This window comes from Rossellomorea sp. GAMAL-10_SWC (assembly GCF_049568075.1).
Lineage (GTDB): Bacteria > Bacillota > Bacilli > Bacillales > Bacillaceae_G > Gottfriedia.
In genome coordinates, this window is the sequence record NZ_CP144911.1 from 4,282,289 (window position 1) to 4,308,925 (window position 26,637).

Consider the following 26,637-nt stretch of genomic DNA (forward strand, 5'->3'; position numbering starts at 1 on the left):
AGTACTATAATTTACATCTGATAATAAAAATATAATGCATAAGCCAAGCCCATTAGCAGGAGAATGGTTGACGTTTCGAACCAGTGAATTCTTTTTTTCTTTTGCTTCACTTGAACATTGTTCCCTGCTCTTGTCTGTGTTGATTGGTTAGGTTTTTGATTCTGATTAGTTGAATTTGTAGGTTGATTTGTAGACTGGCTATTTTTTTTTGATTGTGTTGATTGATTAGCAGTCTGATTTTGCTTTTTAGATTGCCTTGTTTGATTCATCGTTTGTGCTGTAGTAGCTTGATCCTTTTTACTCTTCTTCTTTTTTGTAGCATTTATCTTTTGTTCATACATTAATAGAGCTTGTTTCATAGCACTTGCATTAACATACTCCCCTTTTAATCCCTTCATTAGAAATTCTTTATATGGATTAAGGGTTTGTGTTTGCTTTATTACTTGTTCAATCTGATCTATTCCCAACCCGTTTTTTAAAAACTGCTTTTTACAATGCAAGTGGATAAAAATCATCGTAACAGCAAATAAGTCATAGGAAACTTCTGCTTTTCTAGAACCTAAGCCCCAGTAACCACGATCAAAGAACTCCGTAAACTCTTTAACTGCACGTCCAATTTGAGTAACTCCTCCAAAATCAATCCACTGGATTTTATTTGGTTCTTTCGTAACTAGTAGATTATCTGTTTTTAAATCTCCAAAAATAAAGCCTTTATGGTGCAATTTATCTAACAATGACAAAACTTGTATGATAAAAATACTACTCCATTCCATTCCATTTCTTTCAATAAATTTTGGTAAACTTACACCATTAACGTATTCCATAACATAGTAATAGCAGCATTCGTTTGTTCCTGGATTTATATAGTCATCTACATCGATAAAAGAAGGCCCAAGGATTGAATCCTGGACCTGTGTGATTTTTTTTAAAACATTTACTTCGTTCGTGATATTTGTAGAATCTTTACTCAACTTAATAGCAACATCTCCAGTTTTTCCAGAAGCTAGATAAACTGTTCCATTTGCTCCATTTCCAAGTAAACTCTTAATTTCGTATTTGTTTTTATTCCACTTTCCAGTAATAAGCGTCCCAGGCGCTAAATTAATCTGCCCATTCAATTGATTGTTCATCATCACCATTATTACCTCTATCGTAGTTTTGTTCGTTAAAATAGTTTAAAGCCTCACGTAGAGCAGGTCCGGTTGGCGTCATACCGCCCATCGTCAACTTAGGAAAAATTGTGTTTAGTTTTTCTAACTTAGGTGTCCAATCTAGTAATTTATCTACATCATCATGTTTCCCGGGAAATATAAATAACGAGTAGGCATTTTCTCCTGTTCTTGAGTTTAAACTAATTTGCAAATCAAATAATGATTCCTTAACAGTGTCTAGTTTGTCTTTCATACTAGCACTCGTATCTACTAAAATAATAACTTCTAAACCTACAGTTTCACCGATATCCTCTACAACCTCATATACCTCTTCTCGCTTTGAAGGAGGAAGTGATTCAATCGAATTGCTATCGCCTAAAATTTGCTTTAATTCTTTATTAACAAATCCTTGAATTGTTTGTGTCATCGCTTTTCTAGTAACCATTTGAACAGTTTGAGAAAGTTGCTTTGTGTAAACGACTTGACTAATCCCTCCACCAGCTTTAGCAATTTCCTCGATTTCCTTTAAACCGTCACCACTTTGTACATTTTCATCTAAAATTCCAATTACATTTACTGTAATACCGTATTCTTGTGCCAGGCTTGAAACAGCTAACGGATCTTCACCATGGTTTGAATAACCATCAGTTATTAATAGAATTTGTTTTAACTTTCCCTTATACATACAAAATCCCCTCCGCGTAAAAGTTGTTACCATTTTGTCCAATTACGGGAGGGGATAAACCTTTATTTATTTTATTTTACTAAGCCATCGCACTATATGATGAGATAGATGACCACTCTGGCAAGTTTCGTTTAACAACGGCAACCACAACTGTCATATCATCATTAATATCACCTGTATTCGAACGAATAACTTCCTCTAGTAACAATTCTGCTACTGATTGCGGATCATCCGTTTCAAATTCACTTATTTTACGTTTCATCCACATTTCGTAATTTTCAACATGTTTAGGACCTTCAAAAATACCATCACTCATCATAATTAATAAGTCTCCAGCCTTTAGCTGCTCACTTACGACCTCTACATCAAATTCATCAATGATCCCAATTGGTAAATTACTACCTTCAATTTTGATAACTTGTTTGCCTCGTTTCACAAAGCTTGGCGATGAACCAATTTTTAAAAATTTTGCTGAAGCATCGTGTAAATCGACCATCGCTAAATCTAGTGTAGCAAAGACCTCTTCAGTAGTACGTAATGATAGAATCGAATTAATCGATTTAATAGCGACAGTTTCTTCAATACCAGAATTTAATATTTTTTGAAGTAGTTTTAGTGTTTCATTACTTTCAATATGAGCTCGCTCACCATTTCCCATGCCATCACTAATCGCAATAGCGTGCTTTCCTGCTCCAACATCCATTATTTTAAATGCATCACCCGAAATAAAGCCTCCACCTTTAGCTGCAGTCGCAACCCCGGTTTCAATAACAAATGCCTTATCTGATCCAAATGTGACTAAGTAATTACCTCCATTTGGTATTGTTGCTGACTCTTCTTTTAATACAACAATCGTCTCTTTTAAAATATCTGATAGAATTGGCGCAATTAATTTTTGGCATTCACCGTACTCGTTTTCAAACGGAATTAATATATCTATATCAATATTACCTTGCTCTAAGTTATAAATTTCTACTTGGCTAACGTCAATTCCAAAGTTTAATAAAGCTTGTAGGATTTGGTCTTCCTGTAATTGATGGTTTTCTTTTTCTCGTTGAATCTCTTTTGCAAAATCGACCATTACTTTTGAAACCCCACGCAATTGCTCTGCCACTAATCTTCTACTTTCTTGAACTTGTTTTTTAAGTCTTTGATTTGCACGGAAGTAGAAAACCTCTTGCTTCATTAAATCTGCCATTTTTGAAGAACGTTGGCAATACTTCTCCCACTCTCTCATAAATTGGCCATTCTTAATGAGCTGATCCTTTTCAACTAAATGCATCATATTTTCCATGTATTGATATGTTCGGTCACCATTGTTTGACCAGCAATGGTCCTTTTTCATACAACTATTACAGCACTTATTTGAAATACTACAAATAAACAGTTCTTCATCAGTTAGTTCGTCCTCAATATGTGCAAACTGGCTAGGCTGTGAAAAACTTGCAGATAATGCTTCAAACACGTTTGAAAATTGAGTAATCCGATTGGCCGTCAAATCTCTTATTTTACGCAAGTATTGTTGTTGATCTGTAGAATGTTCTTCTGTTCCTGGTACTAGTTTAGCTAATTGTTTAAGTAGGAAAGATGGTGTTATTAAGAATAAGACAATCGCTATTACTGATTCAATGATTGAAAAAATAATATCTGATTGTTTCTCAGCATAAAAGCTAATGAGGCATGTCCCAATTAATAGACCAGCTGCCGCACCTAATCTTTTCCCCTCTTTAAGGAGTCCACCAAGTAATCCAGAGAAAGCTAATAAGCTCATCTGATATAGACTCGAAACACTCGCTAAACTTAATATAAGGCCCGTTACAACCCCTACTGTACAACCGACCGTTCCTCCAGCTACGAAGGCAAATAGTAAGACAATATATCTAGTTACAATATGCTGAATAGATAAATCTTGAATATACCAATCAGTTGTCCCCGTCACAACTGAAGCTAAAAGAATAACTAAACAGACGATTTCTTCAACACCTAAAAGCTGTTTTCTTTTAGGAATAGCAAGTAGAGGTACACTTTGGAAAAAGATCATCGTTAAAATAAAACTTAATCCCGCTTCAACTGATGCCATCAAAACATCATACATCAAAACTTCTTGTTGAAAAGCATAAGTAATTAATAGATGACTAATAAATACTGATAAAAAAACTTGAAAAGGTACTAAACCTATATAATGTCGTTTAACTCTAGCGAAGAAAATATTAAGGATAAAAAATAGGATAATTGTGGCAAATGCATAACTAACCGTTTCAATTGACACAGTTAATGAACCGATCATAAGAGCAACAAAAGCTATTCCTGTACGCTCACGTTTCATCATATAAACTGAGGCAAAAAACGGTAATACAAACGGGAGAATATGTGATAGTATCAACGCTCGTCCTAATAAAAATCCCGTTAAAAAGATTAGTAACCCAAAGTCAAAGAATGCTCTCTCTAATTTGGATTTAATTGATTTAGAAGATTGCCGAAATACTGATTGAAATCCATTAGTAGGGACCAAGCTTGCTGAAGAATTAGAAGACCCTCTTTGCAGTTTCGTCATATTTCCACCTCATCCGAATTGGTTTATTGAACATATTTTAACTTGTCCAATTGAAGGAATATGTCAAAATGACAAAGGCAAATAAAAGTTTTCTTCGACGGAAAAAGCTTTTACGTACAACTGTTTTACAAAATATGAGGAAAGCTTGCAGCATAATTTCTCTAATAGGGTAAAAGAAACGCAATTATTAAATTTTATGTCAATCGAAATTCAGAATAAAGAGAGAAAGTATGGAATGAAGAATGGGATTAAGAGACGGAGACGCATGTTCCTGAAAAAGAAAAAAACGCCTAGCCTCTCTTATAGAGACCAAACGTTTTTGTTGTTGTATGACCCGTACGGGATTCGAACCCGTGTTACCGCCGTGAAAGGGCGGTGTCTTAACCACTTGACCAACGGGCCGTTAAAGGGAATGGTAGCGGCGGAGGGAGTCGAACCCACGACCTCACGGGTATGAACCGTACGCTCTAGCCAGCTGAGCTACACCGCCATTATCTTTAAACGACAAGATTTATATTATCATGGTACTAATTAACCGTCAACAGTTTTTTTAAATCTTATTTTATTATTTTTTTCATACAAAAACGCACCCATTAAAGAGTGCGTGTTCTATATACCTATTTATGTCCTGACAAGGTAGGAAATTAGCCTCGACGAGCTCCACGGCCACCACGTTTAGATTCTGTGTTGCGTTTTAATGAAGCTAGACGGTCTTCACTGTCTTTTAAAAATTTACTCATTTTTTGATCAAATGTTTCTTTAACCGGACGTTGATCCGAACGGTTTTGATTTTTGCCACGGTTACCACCACCGCCGCCTCCATATGAAGGTCTGCTTTGACGAGGTCTTTGCTCACGCTCTCCCTCTTTAACTGGTGGACGTTCTTTCGCTTTTTTGATTGAAAGACCGATTTTACCGTCTTTTTCAACATTGATTACTTTTACTTCTACTTCATCGCCAACTTTTAAATGTTCGTTAATATCTTTAACATAGTTGTCAGCTACTTCACTAATGTGAACAAGCCCAGTTACTCCTTCTGGTAACTCTACAAAAGCACCAAAATTTGTAATCCCTGTAACTTTCCCACTAACTTTGCTGCCTACCTCAATTGACATAAAAAAAATGCTCCTCCTTAAAAATGTTTAACTGGATTTACTATATTATATAAAATTATAAAAACAAGTGTCAATGAAACGATAATTACTTGATATTAGGAAAAATTATTTCTCCCTTTTTAGAAAAAAATAAGTTTTTTCTAGCTAACTCAATAATATATTGATCATCGTTCAATTGTTCAATCATGCGCTTTGAATCCTCTACCGTACTCTTTGTTTTCTTTAAGTCAACCTTTGCTAGTTTTAATTGCTTTACTTTAGATGAATACACATGTTGTTGAGTTACATAATGAGATTGTAATAAAAAGAATAGGGGGACAGTTAATAAGCAGAATAATGAAATTCGCACTAAAAACTTTTTAAAACTCCTTTTCCTAGGCTTAACACCATGTTCCTCAACTAAAGTAATATTTTGTTTATCTTCAACTTGTCTAGTTAAATCCAATTTTCTCGCATGTTCCACCTATTTCTTCCTCCTATCTAAAAGGTCCTTTACTTTTTTAATAGTAGTAAGGAAGATATTCTTGAATTTTCCGAAAACTCCTTTAAATTGGATTAAATAGTTTTTGACTCGTTTTGGCACAAAAAACCAACATACTCTGCCGAAAAACAAAAGAATTGATAGTACAACGTTGTAAACTAAACGGATTAGTCGAATAAGGAGTCCATAAATAAACAAAAGAATGACGATTATTACCTGAATAATCCACTTTAAAGGTTTTACAATAAATATTACGATTAACTTTACTATAATGCGATAAATGCTAATAACCAGCTGAATAACAAGTTCTAATATTTTTTTATAAATAGTTCGAAAAAGACTTTGATATGCCGCATAACCACATAGTAAGGCTAGCAGTAAATAAAACCTAAGTGCACCTTCATTAACTAAGTATAATACATAAAAAACTAGTAGTGCTTGAAAAATCCAAAATAAAATATCAGTTGCAAATACAATCAATCGATTACGAGTACCTCGATATAAAAAACGATGGTATGTATCTAGTGCCATACCAAGATAAGCACCCATACCGACCATCGCTATCATTGAGTAGAACTGAACGTTTAAGCTCATTTAAATAGCTTGCTAAAGATTCCTTTAGCTTTCCCCGAGTTGTATTCGTCAATATAACAAAGTTCATTAATCTTTCCCTTGATTGCTACATGACCTTTTTCTACATCGAGGTTTTTCATTTGTAAATTATGACCTTTAATATGCAAAAAGCCTAAAGCTGTTTCTAATAGGAACTCTTCACTATCAAAGCTCTCAACCTGTTTTACTCCAGTAATCTCAAGATATCTTCTACTTTTTAACGATAAATCCTGCTCGATTATTTGGCTTGTATTTTTCGCATTTAACTCATACGGATTATTCATACTAATCCCTCCATTTACATAAACTGTACCGCTTGTAAATCGATTCCTAATACAGTGTTATTTGTACAAGTATATGAAGGGACAACTTTTTTAGAACAAGCTATCTGACAGTTTTTCCTCGCTAATGATTGTATACATTGCATCTGCTTCTTCTTTTCGAACGGTCTCTTTAAGTAAATTAATTTTTGCTGTAACAATTTTTTGTCCGAATCGAATTTTTAATTCGTCATTTACTTTGACTTCTGTAGACGCTTTTGCTACTGTTCCATTGATCGTTATTCTTCCTTGATCAGCTACTTCTTTCGCAAGTGTACGACGCTTAATAATTCTCGATACTTTTAAAAATTTATCAAGTCTCATAATTTATTCTCCTCAATTCTCATTCAATTAGACATTATTCATATTTTTTAGCTTCATTCCATATCTCATCCATTTCTTCAAGAGATACATCAGAAAATGTCTTATTTATTTCACGAAGTCTTGATTCAATATATTGAAAACGTTTTGTAAATTTCATATTTGTTTTTAAAATCGCTTCTTCAGGATTTACATCAATAAAACGTGCTAAATTAACAATACTAAATAACAGATCACCAAGTTCCGCTTCAACTTTAGACTGATCATTCAATTTGATGGCATCGAGAACTTCAGCTAACTCTTCGTTAACCTTATCTACCACTGGCGGTAGATCCTTCCAATCAAACCCAACTTTCGCGGCCTTACTTTGAAGTTTCTCTGCTTTTAATATTCCTGAAAGTTCCTTTGGTATGCCTGAAAGAATAGATTCAATGACATGTCCTTTTTCAGCTTGTTTTAATTCTTGCCAATTTTTTAATACGTCTTCCTCATCATTCACATGAACTGTTGAAAATACATGCGGGTGACGATAGATAAGTTTGCTTACTAATCCTTGAATTACATCTTGGATTGAGAAGTAACCTTCATCTTCTCCAATTTGGGCATGTAACATGACTTGAAGTAATACATCTCCAAGTTCTTCAATAATATGATCGTCATCTTCTTCATCGATTGCTTCAAGTAGCTCATAAGCCTCTTCTAATAAGTACTTCTTTAATGACTCATGGGTTTGCTTTTGATCCCACGGACATCCATTAGGGCCTCTTAAAGTAGCAATGACAGAACGAAGTGTTTCAAATTGATGATATAGATCCTCTTCGTTTATAACTGGAGGTACATAAACACTTGTCAAATTATTAATTGATGTATCACGATCCAACTCATACAGTGGTACTCTTCTTATTTGCTCATCTGAACTACCTGCTGCCGTAACGATTACAACTTCATAATCATCAGGAAGCTGCTCCATTAGCTTTAATTTCGCATGTGAGGCAGTCATTTGATCGTAAACCTGGCAGATGATCAAATGCTGTCTAAACGTAATCGACTCCGCCTCTAAATCCGTTGCATCAACAAACTGGAAGCCTTCGATTGGATCAATTTTCAAACTTGTAAACATTGCATCTAAGAAGCTTTGTCCACCTTTGATATCTAGCTGGATATTTCCTTTATCTGCAAGCTCTATTAATAGCTGAACAGTTTTTTCCGCTACAAGAGGATGGCCTGGTACAGCATATGTAATTGCACCTGCTTCAGAAGCTTTCACCAGTAGTTGAACAATTTCTTGATATACCTCTTCAAAACGATCATGTTTTTCATAAATTTCATCGAATGATTGGAACGTTAATCCTTCTGTTTCTAATTCACTTATAACAGGGTGGTCTTTTGTACGTAAATAAAGATTGTCAGTTTTTTGTAACTCTTTATAGATACCAAATGGAAGCTGATTAAGGTCACCTGCTCCTAAACCTAAAACTGTAATCTTGTTCATTTTGATCCTCCTGTTCTTTTAAGAAAGCCATTTCTGTAATTTTTCACTTTTAACGATTGAACTTAGCTCTTCTACTGTAAATAACTTAATTTTTATTAATACAATCGCGAATACGATTGCACCTACAACCGCTGAAGATAGTGCCTCAACTAACATTCTTAAACGAAGTGGGTTAATAAACATCGCATATTTTTCAAAAACATATTCATAACCATATACACAACCATACATAACGGCTACAGATACTAATAATTTCACAATAAACTTAAAGTCAAAAAATGCTACTTTTGACAATTTATATATATAAGCTAAGTTCAAAATCGTAACAATAATTAAAGCAGATACCGTTGAATAAGCTGCTCCTTTAGATCCGATTTGCTCCATTAAAATAACATTTCCAATAAATTTAACACAACCTCCAGCAATAACATTTAAAGCTGGAATTAAACTTTTACCTAATCCTTGTGCAATTGAAGATGTCGTAATCGATACCCCAGCAAAGAAGATCGATATACATAAAACAGTTAGGACATCAGTTCCTAGATCATTTCGATAAAGCATGATATTGGTCGGATGGATAATTGAAATTAAACCAATTGTTGCAGCTGCTCCTACTACAATACTTACTCTAATGGCACCTGAGATTCGATTATTAATAGAATGATGTTCTTTTCGAACTAATTCACTTGATAAGTACGGAATTAGGGCCAGTGAAAACGATGAAGCAATGACAGAACCTAATTGAATTAGCGGAAATCCACGATCATAAATACCCTTTACTAGCTTAGCGCCTTCAACATGATATCCATATTGTACTAATAACGGATAAAAAGAGAGTGAATCGATAAACTGAATGAATACAAGTACTAAACTACTTAAGCTTAGTAGGATACCTTGATATAAAATTGTTTTTAATTCTAAACGATAGGTTTTAAGTAAACCAAATGATGGTATGGTCAAACCAGATCCACGAAAAGAAACCCAATAAAAGAAGTACAGTATCGCTGCTATACTACCAAGTATTGAACCTGAAACAGCCCCTGCACCTACAATATAAAGATTGTCGGTCGTTTGCATTAAATAAAGTGAAAGCACTAAAATCGTAATAACTCGAATTAATTGCTCAATCACCTGACTGACTGAAGTAGGCCCCATATCCCCTAAACCTTGATAATATCCTCGAAATGCTGAAGTGATTGGGACAAATAAAAAGCCAACACTAACAACACGAATTAACATCGCTAGATGATCATCACGCATAAACTTCGCTATACTATTACTTCCTATGTATAAAGTAAAGAAACACAATATACCAATGACTAACAACATCATAAATGTTGCATAAACTAAATCTTTAGCCCCTTTGTCATCTTTTTTCGCCAATCTTTCAGCAACATATGATGATAAAACTAAAGGAAAGCCATATGTAGAAAAAGCTAGAGCAATTGCGTAGACAGGATATACCTGTTGGTAAATATAGTAACCTAAATCGCCGGCAATATTTTGATAAGGAATTTTATAAAACGCACTTAGTACTTTCGATAATAATGATGCTATTGTTATGAACAAAGCCCCTTGTAGGGCTGCTTTTTGCTTAGCTTTTTGCAAAAGGATAACAACTCCTTTGTTAGACGGTTCACCCTTTAATGTATTACATTAATAGGGCTTATGTAAAGAGTTGCCAAAAGAAAAAACCTCTCTTTTCCAATTTTAGCAAGTAATGGGTTTCTTTAAATGTAAATCCGGTAATTTATATTAAAGGGAAAAAACAAAGACCAGTTAAGGTAATATTCCTTTACTGGCCCATGTTTACTTCATATATTATTATTGCTCCATTTGTCTAGCTAAGAAGTTAGTAGCAGTATCGATTGCTTTCTTTTCAACTTCAGATATTGTTTTATCCTTTGAAAAGATAACAACAGCTCCAATTGGATCCCCACTTGCGATGACTGCTCCTACTGCATAGGATTGGTATTTTTCAATTACACTTTCGATAAATGAAGCTTCCCCAGGCTCGCTAACTACTTTTGAGTTACGCTCCGCCATAGTTTTTTCGATAATATCACCAATGTTTTTGTTTAAGTATTCTTTTTTGGAAGCCCCCGCAACTGCTACAACTGAATCTCGGTCACTTATAATGACAGTATGTCCAAGTGTGTCGTAAAGTGCATCAGCGTATTCCTTCGCAAAATCACTTAATTCACTAATTGGTGAATATTTCTTTAAAATGACTTCTCCATCTCGGTCCACAAATATTTCTAATGGATCACCTTCACGAATCCGTAAAGTTCTCCTAATTTCTTTTGGTATTACTACTCGACCTAAATCGTCAATTCGACGAACTATACCTGTTGCTTTCATACTTGTAAAGCGCCTCCTCACTTACTTGCATGTCTACGTTGATGAAAGATATCCGAGTGACAATGAGGTAAGGTCACCCTTAATTAATGATAGTATCCTACACAACGAAAGTTCTATACAAAATAAGTGAGATTTTTTAACACCTTTACTAAAAATATAGTACTGTAAGCACTTTTTGGTAACTTTTAATTACTATATCGTCTAATTAAAGCAACCATTCCCTAAGCATTTACACTCTCTTTTTTTACATTCTTTAATCCATTAATTAAACCTTCTAGCGTAGTAAGCCAGTCAGCTGGATTTTTTCCTTTTACGTCTAGCGTTACTTTTAATTTCGATCCATCCATGCCTAAACCAATGCCTCTACCGAATGAATTACATAATTGGAACAACTTCCCACCATCAATATTAGCACTTGCCTTTTCAGAGAAATAAACACTTACTTCTGATTTAACTTGTTTAATCAGTTCAATCTTCTCGGCAATAGCTAAAAGTTTAATATGAGCAACCTGACATAGGTAACCTACTTCTAACGGGAAATCGCCAAAACGGTCCATTAATTCCTCTTGTAAATCATTTAACTCTTCAAACGTTTCAACACGTCTAAATTGCTTGTACATCTCAATTTTTTGCTTACTATCTTGAATATACGTATCAGGTAAATATGCATCTACTTCAATGTCAATTTCAATTGAAATGATATCTTCTTTCTTAACCCCTCTACGTTGTTCGATTGCATCTTTTAACATTTGAGAATATAAATCGAAACCAACCGAATCAATAAATCCATGTTGTTGAGCTCCAAGTAAATTTCCTGCACCTCGTATTGATAAGTCACGCATAGCGATTTTGAAACCTGAACCTAGTTCTGTAAATTCTTTAATTGCTTGTAGACGCTTCTCGGCAACCTCAGTCAATACTTTATCCTGTTTATATGTGAAGTAAGCATATGCCACTCTATTCGATCGTCCTACGCGCCCTCTTAATTGATAAAGCGTTGATAGACCCATTCGATCTGCATCATATACAATCAATGTATTAACATTTGGAATATCCACACCTGTTTCGATAATCGTCGTACTGACTAATACGTCATATTGGCCATCTAAAAAGGCATACATAACTGACTCTAGTTCCCCTTCATTCATTCGACCATGTGCTACAGCTACTTTTGCATCTGGTACAAGTATCGAAATCTGTTCAGCCATACGTTCAATATCTTCAACTCGATTATATAAGAAATATATTTGTCCATCTCGAGCAAGCTCTCTTTCAATCGCTTCTCTAACTAATGCAGCATTATATTCAACTACATATGTTTGAACTGGAAAACGATTTTCTGGTGGTGTTTCAATTACTGATAAATCTCTTACTCCTAGCATCGACATATGCAAAGTACGAGGAATTGGAGTTGCTGTTAATGTTAAAACATCTATATTTGCTTTTAGTTGTTTTATTTTTTCTTTATGAGATACACCAAATCTTTGCTCTTCATCAATAATTAAAAGTCCTAAATCTTTATATAGAATATCCTTCGATAATAGGCGATGTGTTCCAACTACTATATCGACAGAGCCCTCTTTTAAGCCTTTCATCGTTTCAAGCTGCTGTTTGCGAGAGCGGAAACGATTTAACAACCCGATATTGATTGGATGATCTTGAAACCTTTCTCTTAATGTTTCGAAATGCTGCTGTGCCAAAATTGTAGTAGGAACTAAAATAGCAACTTGCTTACCTTCAACAATTGCTTTAAAAGCCGCTCGAATGGCTACTTCAGTTTTTCCGTATCCTACGTCACCACAAAGCAATCGATCCATTGGACGTTCTCTTTCCATATCCTTTTTAATTTCATGAATTGATCTAAGTTGATCGTCAGTTTCCTGATAAGGAAATGAAGATTCGAATTCTTGTTGTTCGAGGCCATCAGGTGAAAAAGCATAGCCTTTTGATGCTTCGCGTTCTGCATAAAGCTTAATTAAATCATCAGCTATATCCTGAACGGAGCCTTCAACCTTCTTCTTAACCTTTTTCCAATCAGTACCACCAAGTTTATAAATCTTTGGTTCCTTACCTTCAGATCCAACATACTTTTGTACTTGATCAATTTGTTCAATCGGTACGAATAATTTATCGTCGCCATGATATCGAATATGTAAATAATCTTTATGAATACCATTAATCTCTAATGTTTCAATTCCCAAAAACTTACCAATACCATGATTTACATGAACAACATAATCTCCAACTTTTAATTCTGAGTAATTTTTTATTCGTTCTGCATTTGATAATTTTGTATTGATTCTTTTTTTCTTCTTAGCTTTTTTCGTGAATAACTCACGCTCTGTTATTAGAACAAATTTTTCTAAAGGAAGTTCGAATCCAGAACGAAGATCCCCTTTCATGATGTATACTTCACCATTTTTTATTTGCTCTAAAGAAGAGACAATTTTACCTTCAATGTTGTAATCTTCTAATATATTTTCAATTTTATTTGTTCTTTCGTCACTTTCGCCGAGCATAACGATTGTATAGTTATTTTTCTTCCAACGATCTAATTCATTTTTCAACAGATTCATCTGTCCATGAAACTCTTGCATCGATTTACATTGAATCGAAACTACTTGTTCAGGATGCGTATGAGGTACTCTTCTAGGGAAAAGACTCGTATGAATTTGTTGACGCTTTCTCGAATGTAGTAATTCAAAAAAGTCATGTGAAAAACTTACTCCATGTAATGCATTTCCTTCAGCTAGTAAAGACGTATACCACTCTGCTTCATCTTTTTTAAGCTGCTCTACGATTTCATGAACCCTTGAAATTTCATCAACAACAACAACAGTTTCCTTAGGAACGTAATCTAGTAAACTAAATTGTTTTTCATAGATTAGACCAAAGTATTTGTATATTTGATCAATCAATTGCCCTTGCTTTAGTTGTTCAATGTCATAGGTTACCTTTTCAACCAATAACTCTTTTACTTGTTGATCACTTATTTTTGATAGAGTTGTTTTAAATGCTTGTTCAATTCGTTGAACTCCTAATTGCAAATCAGTCTTGGAAATGATCCTTTCCGTCGCTGGACCAATATGGACACTCTCATATTTTGTAATAGATCTTTGAGAATCAGGAGAAAACGAACGGATTGAATCGATTTCTGTATCAAAGAGTTCAATTCGGATAGGATCTTCATACGTAAGCGGATAAATATCAAGAATTCCTCCGCGTACACTAAACTCACCTTTACTTTCAACCATCCCAACACGTTCATAGCCCATTTGAACAAACTTTGAAATCAAATTAGATAAGTCGATTTCTTCACCAATTTCAAAACTGATCTGATAGTTAGACCATAATTCTGGAGATGGCAAATAGCCAATTAATCCCGATACTGGTGTAACTACTACCGACGGTTTTTTTGACATCAAATTGTTTAACGCGATTAGTCTTTGCGATCTAAGCTCTGGACTTGATACTGCAATCTCTGAAGCAATCAATTCATTTGCAGGATATAAAAATACTTTATCTTCCCCAACAACTGATTTTAGGTCTTCCGATACTTTTTGAGCTTGGAGAAGATTATTTGTCACGATTAACTGGGTTTGTCCAGTTTCTTTAAAAACAGCTCCAGCAAGCAACGTTTTCGCAGACCCCGTTAAGTTTGTAACCAATTGTTCTCTTAGTCCATTTTTTAGGCCATTTATTATTTTTTTAATATCTTTATACTGGTTAAATTGTTCAATTAAACCAATCACGAAGTCAATCTCCCCTAACAGTCAATCTAAGTAACAATAATCTTAGTTGAAGTTTATATTTATAGTTTTTTTGAAATTTGCTCCATTTTAAGTGTCATTTGGATAGACACAAACACTTCATCTTAACAGAGTCTAGAAAAAAACAGAAAAACGCCTCAGTTATAAACCAAAGGCAATTTAATTTATGAAATTCTTGTATTCATGGTAATGTGGAAACTCAGATAGAGTCATTTCGCAATCCTCGCACACAATATAAATTACTTGATTAGGAGATTGAATAAAATTTACAAAATCGCTTAATTCTTCATCGAAAGAATGACAATACGAAGATGAAACTTGTAACAACTGTTGTTTTTCAATACTACCCATTTGTTTACTACAATACCGACACTGACAATCTAATAATTCCATTACTTCCTCCATACTACATAAATTCATATATACAGTATGGATTGTACTAACTATACTTATTCAATGTGAAAGCTTAAATTCCTGTTTTTTATTTTTTATTATATTGATTCATTACATCGACGAAAGAATGCTTTAAAAAATATTCACATGCATCTGCGGCTCTTTTTACACCATCAACTACTTCAGCAATTTCTTCTTCAAAAAAGTTTGATAATACATGATTTACAACACTCATTCCATTTGATGGACGATCTACACCAATTCGAATACGTTGGAACTCTTGTGTTCCTAAATGCTGAATTAATGACTTTATACCATTATGACCTCCAGCACTTCCTTTTGTACGAAGACGTAGTTTTCCGGTTGGAATATCCATTTCATCATATAGAACGACAAGATCTTCAATGTCAATATTAAAATAATCCATAAATGGTCTTACACATTCACCTGACAAGTTCATATATGTTAAAGGTTTTAACAAGAAAACTTTTTCCCCGTTCACAATTCCTGAAGTATAAATACCATTAAATTTTTGTTGGGTTAATGAAAAGCCCCATCGGTGAGCTAATTCATCGATCGCAATGAACCCAATATTATGTCGCGTTCTTTCATACTCTCTACCTGGGTTGCCGAGTCCTACAAACAACTTCATTTTAGTATCCTCCATTCTAATTCACTTGGTTATATTACGAAAAGACGTAACCACTTCTGGTTACGTCCTCTTATAAGTTTCAAAGCAAAGATGTAATTTTTATATTAATCAAATAAAGTACTTACTGATTGCTCTTCATATACACGGATAATCGCTTCACCTAATAAGCCAGCAACTGATAATTCAACAAGTTTATCAGTCTTTTTATCTTCAGTAAGACAAATTGAATTTGTTACAACTAATTCTTTAATACAAGAGTTTTCGATACGATCAATTGCCGGTCCAGACAATACAGGGTGTGTACAACATGCATATACTTCTTTTGCACCATGCTCTACTAATGCATTAGCAGCAAGTGTAATTGTACCCGCTGTATCAATAATATCATCAATTAAGATAGCCGTTTTACCATCAATATTACCGATGATGTTCATAACTTCAGCAACATTTGGTTTTGGACGACGTTTATCAATGATAGCAATCGGAGCTTTTAGACGATCTGCCATTTTACGAGCTCTTGTTACTCCACCGTGGTCAGGAGAAACAATTACGATATCTTCAAGCTGTTTTTTTCTAAAGTAATCTGAAAGGATAGGTACACCTAATAAGTGATCAATCGGAATATCAAAGAATCCTTGAATTTGTGGAGCATGTAAATCAAGTGTAATCACTCGAGTTGATCCCGCAGTTTCAAGTAGATTTGCAACTAACTTTGATGTGATTGGCTCACGTGAACGAGCTTTTCGATCTTGACGAGCGTAACCGTAGTAAGGAATTACAATGTTAATTGTTTTTGCTGATGCACGTTTTAAAGCATCAATCATAATTAATAATTCCATAATACTTTCATTTACTGGGAAACTAGTTGATTGAATGATAAATACATCACAACCACGGATACTTTCCTCAATGTTAATTTGCACTTCTCCATCGCTAAAACGAGAAACCGAACATTTACCAAGCTCTACACCAATGTGTTTTGCAATTTCTTCAGCTAATTTAGGATTCGAGTTTAGAGTAAATACTTTTAAATGCTTGTCTGGATAATGATTAGGCATGTTTCGTGTACCCTCCGCTTTTTTTCTTTTCTTTTTATCTATAATTAATTTTTATAGTAACCTTCTTTGTTCACTTGTCTTGCTCTTGCAATTGCTAGTGAATCTTCTGGAACTTCATCAGTAATCGTTGAACCAGCTGCAATGTATGAACCTTTTTTCACAGTTACAGGTGCAATTAAATTTGAATTACAACCAACAAAGACATTGTCTTCGATCGTTGTTTTAAATTTGTTTTTACCGTCATAGTTCACAGTGATTGAGCCACAACCAAGATTAACACCTTGACCAATTTCCGCGTCACCAATATAGCTTAAATGAGATGCTTTACTTCCGTTGCCAAAAGTAACTTTCTTAGTTTCAACAAAATTTCCAATTCGAACTTCATCACCTAATGTTGACGCCGGACGAATGTGAGCAAATGGTCCAACCGTAGTTGAATGACCGATTTTACTTTCATGTACAACTGATTGTTTAATAACTGTATCATTACCAATTTCACTATCGATAATTTCAGTATTTGGGCCAATTGTACTACCCGTCCCAATTATACTATTTCCATAGACCATTGTACCAGGGTAAATAATTGTATCCGAACCAATTTTTGCATCTGCAGAGATATACGTGCTAGCTGAGTCGATAATTGTAACACCGTTCAACATATGCTTTTTGTTTATAGTTTTGCGCATGATTGATTCTGCAATAGATAATGCATATCGATCATTTACGCCTAATGTTTCATCGAAATTTGCTGTTTTATAAGCAGCTACTATTTCGCCTTTTGCTTTTAGTATCTCAATAACATCTGGTAAGTAGTACTCACCTTGAGCGTTATTATTGTTTACTTCATTTAATGCTTCAAATAATGCTTTATTATCAAAGCAATATGTACCTGTATTGATTTCTTGAACTGTTAGCTCTTCTGGACTTGCATCCTTATGCTCAACAATTTTTAATACAGACCCATTTTCGCCCCTAATTATTCTACCATAACCAGTTGAATCCTCAAGGTGAGCTGTTAAAATTGTAGCTTTTGCCTGTAATCTTTCATGCTCATCGAATAAAGATTGAATTGTCTCTGGTGAAATTAATGGTGTGTCACCACAGATTACTAAAGTAGTTCCTTCTTTATCCTTTAACATTGGCGCCGCTTGAATAACAGCATGTGCAGTACCTAATTGCTCAGCTTGTAGAGCATATTCGCTATGATCACCTATTTGTGTTTTAACTAATTCCGCTCCGTGACCTACAACAGTTACAATATTTTGTACACCAACTGACATTACGTGGTCTACAACATGTTGAACCATAGGTTTCCCACAAACAGGGTGAAGTACTTTATATAATTTTGATTTCATTCTAGTACCTTTTCCTGCAGCTAGAACAATCGCATATTTATTTGACATAGTCATCCTCCATCAATCTAAATACCTATACCTGGTAGCTCAAAATGATAATTTTAATATTTTTCCACAAAATAAATCCATTTTATTATACCATAAAAAAAGAACCCATTATACATTAATGGGTTCTTTTTGGTCATATTTTTAAGAAGCACCTGCTTCTTCAAAGTCTTCTTCCAACTCACCTACACGGTGATATTCAGCTAATACAGAATCCTGTATTTTGCTACGAGTTGAAGAGTTAATCGGATGAGCGATATCACGGAACTCTCCATCCGGAGTACGTTTACTTGGCATTGCTACAAATAAACCGTTATTACCATCGATTACTCGAATATCATGAACAACAAATTCATGATCTAATGTAATTGATGCGATAGCTCTCATTCGACCCTCCGTGTTTACGCGGCGTAGTCTTACGTCTGTCACTTCCATCTTGTTCACCACCTTTATCAACTTAAACCATAATTAGTAAGTTTCAACAATTATCAATAATTTCCTTCTTTTTGGAAAATTTTTTATTTAAATTATTTAATTTTTACAAAAGTTTACTAAAGTAATGTCCTTAACTTATTTATCGGAAGGTTTTAATTGAATTTTAATGAAAATAAAAAAAACTGAAGAAATTTCAGGTTTTTTTATGCTGTTAAAAAACAACCTTGTCAATTAAATTTCAAATTTTCGTAAAAGGAGTCGGGTGTGGTTGATTTCCACTACAGGATGCTAGCTTTCCATGAGGCGAGATTCTTTCGCCTCCTCGGCGGGCCTGTGGGGTCTCAGGCTTCCCGCTTATCCCATAGGAGTCGATCAACATCCGCTCCAATCAACTTTTTCATCTTAAAAAGTAGTCTACAATAGAAAACTAATCAAATAGCCTTTACTTAGAGTAATCCAACAGTTGTTTATTAATCAGTTTATGGGTCAATCAATATCGAACATTTTAATAAACTATCATTGAACTTGTTTTTCTAAAAATAAGCTCTTAAATATTTTTAACTTCTCAAGAATAAACAACAACTACAGTTTGATATTATAAAACAGCTCAAATCATAAAAAAATGAAGAAGTTTGGATTAATAAATACTCAACATAATTCCAACGAAATTCACAACTAGTTAATTTCATTTATTTTTCTATTTTTGAATATTGACTAAGTAATAGTTCCACACAATAAAAAAAACCTGAAAAAAATTTCAGGTTTTTGTCTTATACTAATGCGATACATTCGATCTCTACTAGTACGTCTTTAGGTAGTTTTGCAACTTCGACACAGCTTCTTGCAGGTTTGTGTCCATTGAAAAACTCTTCATAAATTGCATTAAAATCAACAAAAGTTGTTAAATCTTTTAAAAATACCGTTGTTTTAATAACTTTTGATAAATCTGTTCCAGCTTCTTCTAGAACAGCCTTAAGGTTGGCAAACACTTGCTTTGTTTGTTCCTCAATTCCACCTTCTACAATATTTCCTTCTACAGTTAAAGGAATTTGTCCAGAAGTATATAATAATCCATTAGCGATTATTGCTTGAGAATATGGTCCAATTGCTTTTGGTGCATGATCAGTATGAATTAATTGCATTATGTATCTTCCCCTTCTTCATTATATACAATTAGCTTATCTATTTAGTGACTATAAGCTCTCAGTTTTAATAAATGATTCTTCTTGGAAATTGCCTCTTTCAACTCGAATAAGCTGTTCTCTTTCATTTACCTCAGATAACTTTACAAGTGATATATAATCTTCAACTAATCTTTCTTCGATATTTACTGCCTCAACTAATACACCAATTCCTGCAACATTTGCCTGGAATTCTTTAAGCAAATTTTTCATACCAGTAACCGTTCCACCAGCTTTCATGAAATCATCGATAATTAAAACATTTGAACCTGCCTCGATGCTTCTTTTTGCCAATGACATTGTTTGTATACGTTTTGAAGAACCAGATACATAATTAATACTTACAGTTGATCCTTCCGTAACCTTGTTATCTTGACGAACAATTACAACTGGTACATTTAAAAAGTTTGCAACTGCATATGCTAAAGGAATTCCTTTTGTTGCGATTGTCATAACGATATCTATTTTTTGATTACTGAATATTGATGCAAACATACGGCCTACACTATTAACATAGTTAGGATTGCTTAATATATCAGTCATGTATAAGTATCCACCGGGCAACACTCGGTCTGGTTTTTGAAGTAGTTCACATAATTCTTCAATTACTGTATTTACTTCTCGATTACTAATACTAGGAATATACTTTACACCACCAGCTGCTCCTGGCACAGTCAAAAGTGTCCCAATTCCTTGCTGTTCGAACGTCTGCTTTATAATACCTAAATCTTCACTTACTGATGATTTAGCAGACGCATATAAATCAGCAAAAAATGTTAAAGATACTAATTGTTGTGGATGATGCAACAAATAGTGTGTCATACCTACAAGACGAGAGCTTCTTCTAATTTTCATGCAGCACCTCAAATCACGAATATTTTATAAAAATTTTATAATAATATTCGTTTTTAATCAAGTTTTTCCCTTTCACCTAACATCCGAACGGCGTATACTTGATCGCAGAAACCTTTTAATCCATTATAAACACGATTCATCCTAGAATCATGGCGAACTAATCCGAATACTGTAGGACCACTTCCGCTCATTAAAACAGCATCTGCACCAAAACGTTTCATTTGATCCTTAATCATTGCAACCTCAGGGTGTAATTGCAGTGTAACTGTTTCTAATACATTTCCTAATGACAGACAAATATCGTCGTAATTTTTATTCGAAATGGCATTAACCATACGATCTACATCAGGATGTTGAATATTATCTAATTTAAGCTTTTGATAAACAGTTGCTGTTGAAACACCCTGTGTTGGTTTTGCTAGAATAACCCAACAAGGCGGTGGTGTATCGATATGTTCAATTTTTTCGCCACGACCTGTAGCTATAGCTGTTCCTCCGTAAACACAAAATGAAACGTCCGACCCGATTTTAGAACCAATTACCGCTAATTCATCTAACGAACAATTTAAATTCCAAAGCTTATTTAGACCTCTTAGTACTGCCGCAGCATCTGAACTACCTCCGGCTAAACCAGCAGCAACTGGTATATTTTTAGTAATAAAAATATGCGCTCCTAATTTAACTCCGAACATTTCTTTGAGTAGCATCGCAGCTTGATAGGCTAAATTGCGTTGATCATCTGGCACGTAACGATTGTGTGATGTAACGACAATCTTGTCTTCTTGAATAAGCTCTAATTCAATTCGATCTGCTAAATCGATCGTTGTCATGATCATTTTTACATCATGATAACCATCGCCTCTTTTCCCTACTACGTCTAATGAAAGATTTATTTTCGCAGGAGCCTTCACCATTAATTTCACTATTCTCACCTTCTTATGAACACTTACTTTTTTGCTATTGTATCATAATTAACTCATAAGAAAAATGTACCCCAATGAAAGTGAGCTAGAACAGTAAATTTTCTTTGTGAAGATTCACAAAAACCGAAGCATTTAGCTTCGGTTTGATGTGTAGACAAAATCACTTGTCGAAGTGAAGATTGTTTATTGTTGCTTATTAGATAATTGTAACTCAGCTAATTCGATTGCTCTTTTAACCATGTTGCCGGCATCCTTCGCTCGAATGCCTCCCCAGCCTTCTTTTTGAACGACGTCATAGAAACCAAGATCTTTTGCAAGTTCCTCTTTAAAGCTCTGTGACATTATACCTCTTTTTCTTCTACCCAAAAAAAGCAACCCCCTTTTTCCACTTCGACATTGTTAGTATGTGTAAATCTGTTTAATTTCATGAATAATAAAAAGAAAAGAGACAGTAGAAAATTCTACTGCCCATTCGCCATCAGTCCACTTGTATGGTCATCACAGAAAAATAATTCAACTGTTTCTGTTAAAATATCTGCATAACTAAAAGATAAGCGTTCAAATGCGTTCTCTTCTTGATCTAATTGTACTACGAATATGGATGGATATGTTTCTGCTAATACACCGGAACGTTCCACAGTCTTTCTACGTCCGCTGTTTGCTTTCAATGTAAGTCGTTGTCCAACATGACTATCTAAAGTATCCTTTATTTCAGATAATTTTTTTGCCATTTCATACCACCTCACTATGACAAGTATACCATCTTATGTAAACTAAGTCAAAAAAGATAAAATTATACCAATGATACTGGTTACCTGTCAATATTTTTTTAAAAACACCCGATTATTATTTGTGAAAATCAGAAAATTTATGTATGAAAATAAAAAAAAGATTTTCTACATACGAGTTTTCTCGTTAATGTAGAAAATCTTTTCCTTACTCCTCTTCCATCGATTGGAAAGGTAGCCCTGTTCTTAAAATTCCTTTTGTTTCTACTCCGCCTAGTCCCTTTTCACCTGTAATTGTATTACGAACCACTTCATAAACATTTACTCGATCCATAAATGATGTGAAGCTTATCTTTCCAACGACATAAACAGGATCTAATGCATGTATGTTTACCCTAGTTGGTGAGCTTGCAAAGTTTGCTCCTGCACGTATAATCGCTTCAAAGTGAGATTGACATGCCCCAGCAAAAATTACAAGATGGTCTAAAGATGGAACCTTTTTTCGCGCTTCTTTTACAGCATCGACAAAATATCTTGAATGTCTGTAAGCTTCTATATCAGTAACGACCCCTTTTGCCTTTGTGTATGCATCATGACCAGTTATAACTAGTATATCGGGACGATAATGATCTAAGTAATAACCAATTTTTGTTGGTAATTCTGTTTCCTTACAATAGATTCCCTCAACGGGAACACCCATCTTATTATACATTTCAAGACATTTTTTTAAATATATTGGATCTCCATCGATGTGAAGAACCCGACCTGGTATTTGAAAAAGATTTACATCTGCTCTATATCCATTTGTTGCTTGAAATCTTCTTTTTTCTTTTTGCTCCAAGGCTTCTCTTTTAAATAGTTTGTAGTTTTCCTCAATTTGAACAGATGATCTTTTACCTTTTTCTCGATACTCTGATTCAATGATTACTCGCAGGTCAGATAAAGGCGCATCAGCAATTAAACGAAAATCGTCACCATATAGAACAGCAATGACTTCATCCCCGATTTGTTTTACCTCCACTACTCGAAAAACTAGGTCATATTTATAAGATGCTCTTTCTACTATATCCCCTACATTAATATTCACATGCCTTCCCCTCCAAAATTGCTTAAGTACACTACGAGTTCGCTCTCTTTTTTTAGATTATGTATGGACAAAAAAAAGGGTGAAAAGAAGGTTTATTGAACTTTTGTAGGGCATCAGGACTAAAATAAAGGAGCAAATAAAAAAGATGATTACAAACTAGTTGGTAAATTAGCTTACAATCATCTTTTTTTTATTTTACTTGTTTATATAGACTATTACTTAATGTTGCAAATTCTTGAATTGATAAAGTTTCTCCTCTTCTTGTACCTTCAATACCTGCCTCTAGAAGACAAGCTTCAAGTATTGCTTTATCCTTTTTTAGATGTGAAAAGTTATTTAATAAATTATTATTTAATGTTTTTCGTCTTTGAGCAAAGCTCGCTCTAACAACTTCAAAAAAGAATGATTCATCAATTACCTCAGCTGCTGGTGCTTCACGTTTTACTAGCTTTATAACAGCAGAATCAACGTTTGGCTGTGGCATGAAGACTGTTCTAGGTACAGTCATAACAGTTGAAGCATGTGTATAAAACTGTATAGCTATTGATAGTGAACCATAATCCTTTGTTCCCGGCTTAGCAGCTATACGGTCAGCTACTTCTTTTTGCAACATACAAACAATCCCTCTGATTGGTAATCCTTCTGTTAATAGCTTCATGATAATTGGTGTCGTTACATAATAAGGCAAGTTTGCGACTACCATTATATCTAACTCATTTGGTAAATACTCATTAATCGCTTTTTCAACATCTGCCTTTAGTACGTCTTCATTAACGATTTGTATATTGTCATATGGTGAAAGTGTATCTTCTAAGATTGGGATTAGTCTATTATCAATTTCAAAAGCTAATACTTTCTTAGCACGCTTAGCAATTTGCTCAGTTAATGCCCCAATTCCCGGGCCAATTTCAATTGCACAACTTTCTTCAGTTAAATCTGCATAACTTACAATGTTTTCTAGTATATTTGTATCAATTAAGAAATTTTGACCATAGCTTTTTTTAAAGAAGAAATCGTACTTGGCTAATATTTCTTTTGTTCGACTAGGTGTCGCGATATCCTTCATTATTTTTCCTCCATTAAAACTTTTTTTACTGCTTGCCCAAATTCATCTTTTGAGATTTGAAACATTTGCAGTCTTTTCTCTAGTTGCTTACCGTTTGTATAACCTATATTAAGAATTTTACCAAGCTTATCTCGTCTTTCACTTGAAGAGGGATGTCCAATTAATCCGGCATCTATTAAATCTTCTTTTGTAATTTCAGATTCAACTTCGATAAATTCCTGCTTAACATGAATTAAAGCATTTCGAATAGATTCTCTAGTAGCATGCTCGATTCCTAATCCTTTTTTACCTGAACGAACAGCTTCTTCCTTTGGTAAAAATGCATGCTTACATCCTGGTACATGCTCCTTAATAATCGAGCGTATACGTTGACCAGGAAAATCAGGATCTGTAAATACGATAACTCCTCGAGTCTCCTGAGCATGCTTTATTAATTTTAAAGTATCCTTATTTATAGCAGAACCACTTGTTTCAATTGTATCTGCATCCACAGCTCTTTTAATTGCCGCCGTATCATCTTTACCTTCAACAACAATGATTTCTTTAATTTTCATTTGTTCCTCCAACCAATACAAGTATATGTAATCATACCATAAGGATAATAAAACTTCATACTCTCTTAAAAGTAGTATAAAAAAAAGCAGAAGGACTTATCCTTCTACTTTCATTCAATCAACGATCTATATTAAAAATATTAGCTAATAATACGAATTTTTACAGTACGACGACCAAAATCAAAACAATCGTCTTTTGTAGGCATTAAAATATCGATTCTTCTACCTTTAATTGCTCCACCAGTATCACCAGCAATAGCAACACCATATCCTTCAACCCAAACCTTAGATCCTAAAGGAATCACTTTTGGATCAACTGCAATCAGTTTTGTGTTAGGATTTTTACGAACATTAATACCTAAAGCTGTTACACCAGACATCCCAGCATCGTAAGGAGAATATGCAGTTGCTTCAACATACATTTCTTTTACCTTACTACTTGATTTTGGCGCACTAGATTTTACTAATGCACTTGATGTTGGTACAGACTTTGTTCCAACTGCAACTACTCGATCAACTGGTTCTTTTAAAATAGTTTCATCAACTAGCGTTTTAGAAACTACCTTACCATTTTCTTTAATCAGTTCAAAGTTACGTTTAACAAGTCCTTTTACACCTTCTGAAATGACCGAAGATTCATCCTTATACATAGAAGAATCTTTTTGCTCTTTTTCTTTAAAATCTACAGGCTCTTCCACCACATCGTTGACTTTTTCGACACGGATAACTCGAACTGTATCATTTTGTTTGATCATTTCGCCGGCACCTGGTTCAACTCGGTCAAATTCATTTAGTGTAATGTTCTGCTTTTCTAAAAAGTCAGCGACAGTAGTCGAAGTTGCAAATACTTTTTTAGAAACTCCTCCGTCATTTAATACCATAGGGAATGCTTTATCGTAAGATACCTTACCATTTTCCTCTAACGGTGTTGACAGTGCAGGCATTATAACATCATCAGGATTGATCTTAATATTTTGTTCCTTTAATAATTCCTTTACCGTTTGAGCAGTTGTCTTAATGACTTTTTCTTGCCCATCGATCGTAAGTTTAACAGGTTTTGCTAAATGAACTGTAATATCCATATCGTCTGATATTTTCGTTTTGGCTGACGGATATATTTCATCTGCATTCGTAATATTAATATTTTGTTCTTTTAATAATTCAGCCACAGTATTTGCATGTGTTTGAATAACCTGTTCCTTCCCGTCTACCTCAAGAGTTACTTGTTCTTTAAGTCCCTCATATGCTCCTGTACCTACTGATCCAGTGAAAACTAAAGCTCCTGCAAGTTGTACTGCTAGTTTTTTACTACTCCCAAGTCTAGAAAGTAACCTATTCGCGTCTATCACGATTTTACTCCTCCTTTTCGCCTGAGAAAAAAGATTGACTAGCTCCAAACCTATTAACTAGTGCTTCTACTCTACTGAATGTATGTTTACTAGA

Annotated in this window: 26 protein-coding genes and 2 tRNA genes; all 28 read right to left on the reverse strand. The window is 34.3% G+C overall.

The genetic code is table 11. From position 1 onward, the window contains the following. Positions 1 to 11: 11 nt before the first annotated feature. Positions 12 to 1,133, reverse strand: a complete 1,122-nt coding sequence (gene prkT / locus V5E38_RS20835; protein ID WP_499211325.1) for a serine/threonine-protein kinase — start codon at positions 1,131 to 1,133, stop codon at positions 12 to 14. After that, entirely contained in the window at positions 1,102 to 1,836 is a 735-nt protein-coding gene (locus V5E38_RS20840; protein WP_499211326.1) for a vWA domain-containing protein, read from the reverse strand. The genes prkT and V5E38_RS20840 overlap by 32 nt, the downstream gene beginning before the upstream one ends. Before the next feature lie 79 nt (positions 1,837 to 1,915). Further along, positions 1,916 to 4,390 carry a stage II sporulation protein E gene (gene spoIIE, locus V5E38_RS20845; protein ID WP_387332745.1) on the reverse strand — a complete coding sequence of 825 codons (2,475 nt, stop codon included), beginning with the start codon at positions 4,388 to 4,390 and terminating at the stop codon, positions 1,916 to 1,918. 330 nt (positions 4,391 to 4,720) lie between these two features. Then, positions 4,721 to 4,792: transfer RNA gene (locus V5E38_RS20850), tRNA-Glu, on the reverse strand. An 11-nt stretch (positions 4,793 to 4,803) separates the two neighbouring features. Next, a tRNA-Met gene (locus V5E38_RS20855) sits at positions 4,804 to 4,880 on the reverse strand. A gap of 154 nt (positions 4,881 to 5,034) precedes the next feature. Continuing rightward, positions 5,035 to 5,505 carry a S1 domain-containing RNA-binding protein gene (locus tag V5E38_RS20860; RefSeq protein ID WP_056474447.1) on the reverse strand — a complete coding sequence of 157 codons (471 nt, stop codon included), beginning with the start codon at positions 5,503 to 5,505 and terminating at the stop codon, positions 5,035 to 5,037. A gap of 85 nt (positions 5,506 to 5,590) precedes the next feature. Next, positions 5,591 to 5,968: an FtsB family cell division protein gene (locus V5E38_RS20865; protein ID WP_499211327.1), complete on the reverse strand. Its 378-nt coding sequence runs from the start codon at positions 5,966 to 5,968 to the stop codon at positions 5,591 to 5,593. Beyond that, positions 5,969 to 6,580, reverse strand: coding sequence for a spore cortex biosynthesis protein YabQ (yabQ, locus tag V5E38_RS20870; protein ID WP_499211328.1), 612 nt, complete (start codon positions 6,578 to 6,580; stop codon positions 5,969 to 5,971). It lies immediately after the preceding gene. After that, complete coding sequence (yabP, locus tag V5E38_RS20875) at positions 6,577 to 6,882, reverse strand: sporulation protein YabP (RefSeq protein ID WP_056474457.1); 306 nt, start codon at positions 6,880 to 6,882, stop codon at positions 6,577 to 6,579. Before yabP ends, yabQ begins: the two co-directional genes overlap by 4 nt. Before the next feature lie 90 nt (positions 6,883 to 6,972). Continuing rightward, on the reverse strand, positions 6,973 to 7,242 hold the full coding sequence (locus V5E38_RS20880) for an RNA-binding S4 domain-containing protein (protein ID WP_056474461.1): 270 nt from the start codon (positions 7,240 to 7,242) through the stop codon (positions 6,973 to 6,975). A gap of 34 nt (positions 7,243 to 7,276) precedes the next feature. After that, positions 7,277 to 8,731, reverse strand: a complete 1,455-nt coding sequence (yabN, locus tag V5E38_RS20885) for a bifunctional methyltransferase/pyrophosphohydrolase YabN (protein WP_499211329.1) — start codon at positions 8,729 to 8,731, stop codon at positions 7,277 to 7,279. 18 nt (positions 8,732 to 8,749) lie between these two features. Continuing rightward, positions 8,750 to 10,339 (reverse strand): putative polysaccharide biosynthesis protein, encoded by a 1,590-nt coding sequence (locus V5E38_RS20890; protein ID WP_097979264.1) that lies wholly within the window; start codon positions 10,337 to 10,339, stop codon positions 8,750 to 8,752. 216 nt (positions 10,340 to 10,555) lie between these two features. Next, a complete protein-coding gene (gene spoVT / locus V5E38_RS20895) occupies positions 10,556 to 11,092 on the reverse strand; it encodes a stage V sporulation protein T (RefSeq protein WP_114347079.1) in 537 nt (178 codons plus the stop codon). A gap of 221 nt (positions 11,093 to 11,313) precedes the next feature. After that, positions 11,314 to 14,844, reverse strand: a complete 3,531-nt coding sequence (gene mfd, locus V5E38_RS20900; protein ID WP_499211330.1) for a transcription-repair coupling factor — start codon at positions 14,842 to 14,844, stop codon at positions 11,314 to 11,316. 177 nt (positions 14,845 to 15,021) lie between these two features. Beyond that, positions 15,022 to 15,255, reverse strand: coding sequence for an anti-sigma-F factor Fin (locus V5E38_RS20905; RefSeq protein WP_056474476.1), 234 nt, complete (start codon positions 15,253 to 15,255; stop codon positions 15,022 to 15,024). A gap of 88 nt (positions 15,256 to 15,343) precedes the next feature. Next, positions 15,344 to 15,907: an aminoacyl-tRNA hydrolase gene (gene pth, locus V5E38_RS20910; RefSeq protein WP_499211331.1), complete on the reverse strand. Its 564-nt coding sequence runs from the start codon at positions 15,905 to 15,907 to the stop codon at positions 15,344 to 15,346. Between the two features lie 104 nt (positions 15,908 to 16,011). Beyond that, positions 16,012 to 16,965 carry a ribose-phosphate diphosphokinase gene (locus V5E38_RS20915; protein WP_069033957.1) on the reverse strand — a complete coding sequence of 318 codons (954 nt, stop codon included), beginning with the start codon at positions 16,963 to 16,965 and terminating at the stop codon, positions 16,012 to 16,014. A 44-nt stretch (positions 16,966 to 17,009) separates the two neighbouring features. Continuing rightward, on the reverse strand, positions 17,010 to 18,368 hold the full coding sequence (gene glmU, locus V5E38_RS20920; RefSeq protein ID WP_097979267.1) for a bifunctional UDP-N-acetylglucosamine diphosphorylase/glucosamine-1-phosphate N-acetyltransferase GlmU: 1,359 nt from the start codon (positions 18,366 to 18,368) through the stop codon (positions 17,010 to 17,012). A gap of 141 nt (positions 18,369 to 18,509) precedes the next feature. Next, the gene (gene spoVG, locus V5E38_RS20925) at positions 18,510 to 18,800 is read right to left on the reverse strand and encodes a septation regulator SpoVG (RefSeq protein ID WP_056474486.1); all 291 of its coding nucleotides are present in this window, start codon (positions 18,798 to 18,800) and stop codon (positions 18,510 to 18,512) included. A 770-nt stretch (positions 18,801 to 19,570) separates the two neighbouring features. Then, a complete protein-coding gene (locus V5E38_RS20930; protein ID WP_499211332.1) occupies positions 19,571 to 19,942 on the reverse strand; it encodes a RidA family protein in 372 nt (123 codons plus the stop codon). Between the two features lie 51 nt (positions 19,943 to 19,993). Continuing rightward, positions 19,994 to 20,836, reverse strand: coding sequence for a pur operon repressor (purR, locus tag V5E38_RS20935; protein WP_499211333.1), 843 nt, complete (start codon positions 20,834 to 20,836; stop codon positions 19,994 to 19,996). A gap of 53 nt (positions 20,837 to 20,889) precedes the next feature. After that, complete coding sequence (ispE, locus tag V5E38_RS20940) at positions 20,890 to 21,759, reverse strand: 4-(cytidine 5'-diphospho)-2-C-methyl-D-erythritol kinase (RefSeq protein WP_097979270.1); 870 nt, start codon at positions 21,757 to 21,759, stop codon at positions 20,890 to 20,892. Between the two features lie 183 nt (positions 21,760 to 21,942). Next, positions 21,943 to 22,101 carry a small, acid-soluble spore protein, alpha/beta type gene (locus V5E38_RS20945; RefSeq protein WP_069033981.1) on the reverse strand — a complete coding sequence of 53 codons (159 nt, stop codon included), beginning with the start codon at positions 22,099 to 22,101 and terminating at the stop codon, positions 21,943 to 21,945. A gap of 119 nt (positions 22,102 to 22,220) precedes the next feature. Beyond that, the gene (gene veg, locus V5E38_RS20950) at positions 22,221 to 22,490 is read right to left on the reverse strand and encodes a biofilm formation stimulator Veg (RefSeq protein ID WP_069033953.1); all 270 of its coding nucleotides are present in this window, start codon (positions 22,488 to 22,490) and stop codon (positions 22,221 to 22,223) included. A gap of 205 nt (positions 22,491 to 22,695) precedes the next feature. Continuing rightward, the gene (gene yabG / locus V5E38_RS20955; RefSeq protein WP_499211334.1) at positions 22,696 to 23,574 is read right to left on the reverse strand and encodes a sporulation peptidase YabG; all 879 of its coding nucleotides are present in this window, start codon (positions 23,572 to 23,574) and stop codon (positions 22,696 to 22,698) included. 190 nt (positions 23,575 to 23,764) lie between these two features. Next, entirely contained in the window at positions 23,765 to 24,640 is an 876-nt protein-coding gene (gene rsmA, locus V5E38_RS20960; protein ID WP_499211335.1) for a ribosomal RNA small subunit methyltransferase A, read from the reverse strand. Further along, complete coding sequence (gene rnmV, locus V5E38_RS20965; RefSeq protein ID WP_499211336.1) at positions 24,640 to 25,194, reverse strand: ribonuclease M5; 555 nt, start codon at positions 25,192 to 25,194, stop codon at positions 24,640 to 24,642. Before rnmV ends, rsmA begins: the two co-directional genes overlap by 1 nt. Positions 25,195 to 25,334: 140 nt before the next feature. Continuing rightward, complete coding sequence (locus V5E38_RS20970; protein ID WP_499211337.1) at positions 25,335 to 26,543, reverse strand: ubiquitin-like domain-containing protein; 1,209 nt, start codon at positions 26,541 to 26,543, stop codon at positions 25,335 to 25,337. Between the last annotated feature and the right edge of the window lie 94 nt (positions 26,544 to 26,637).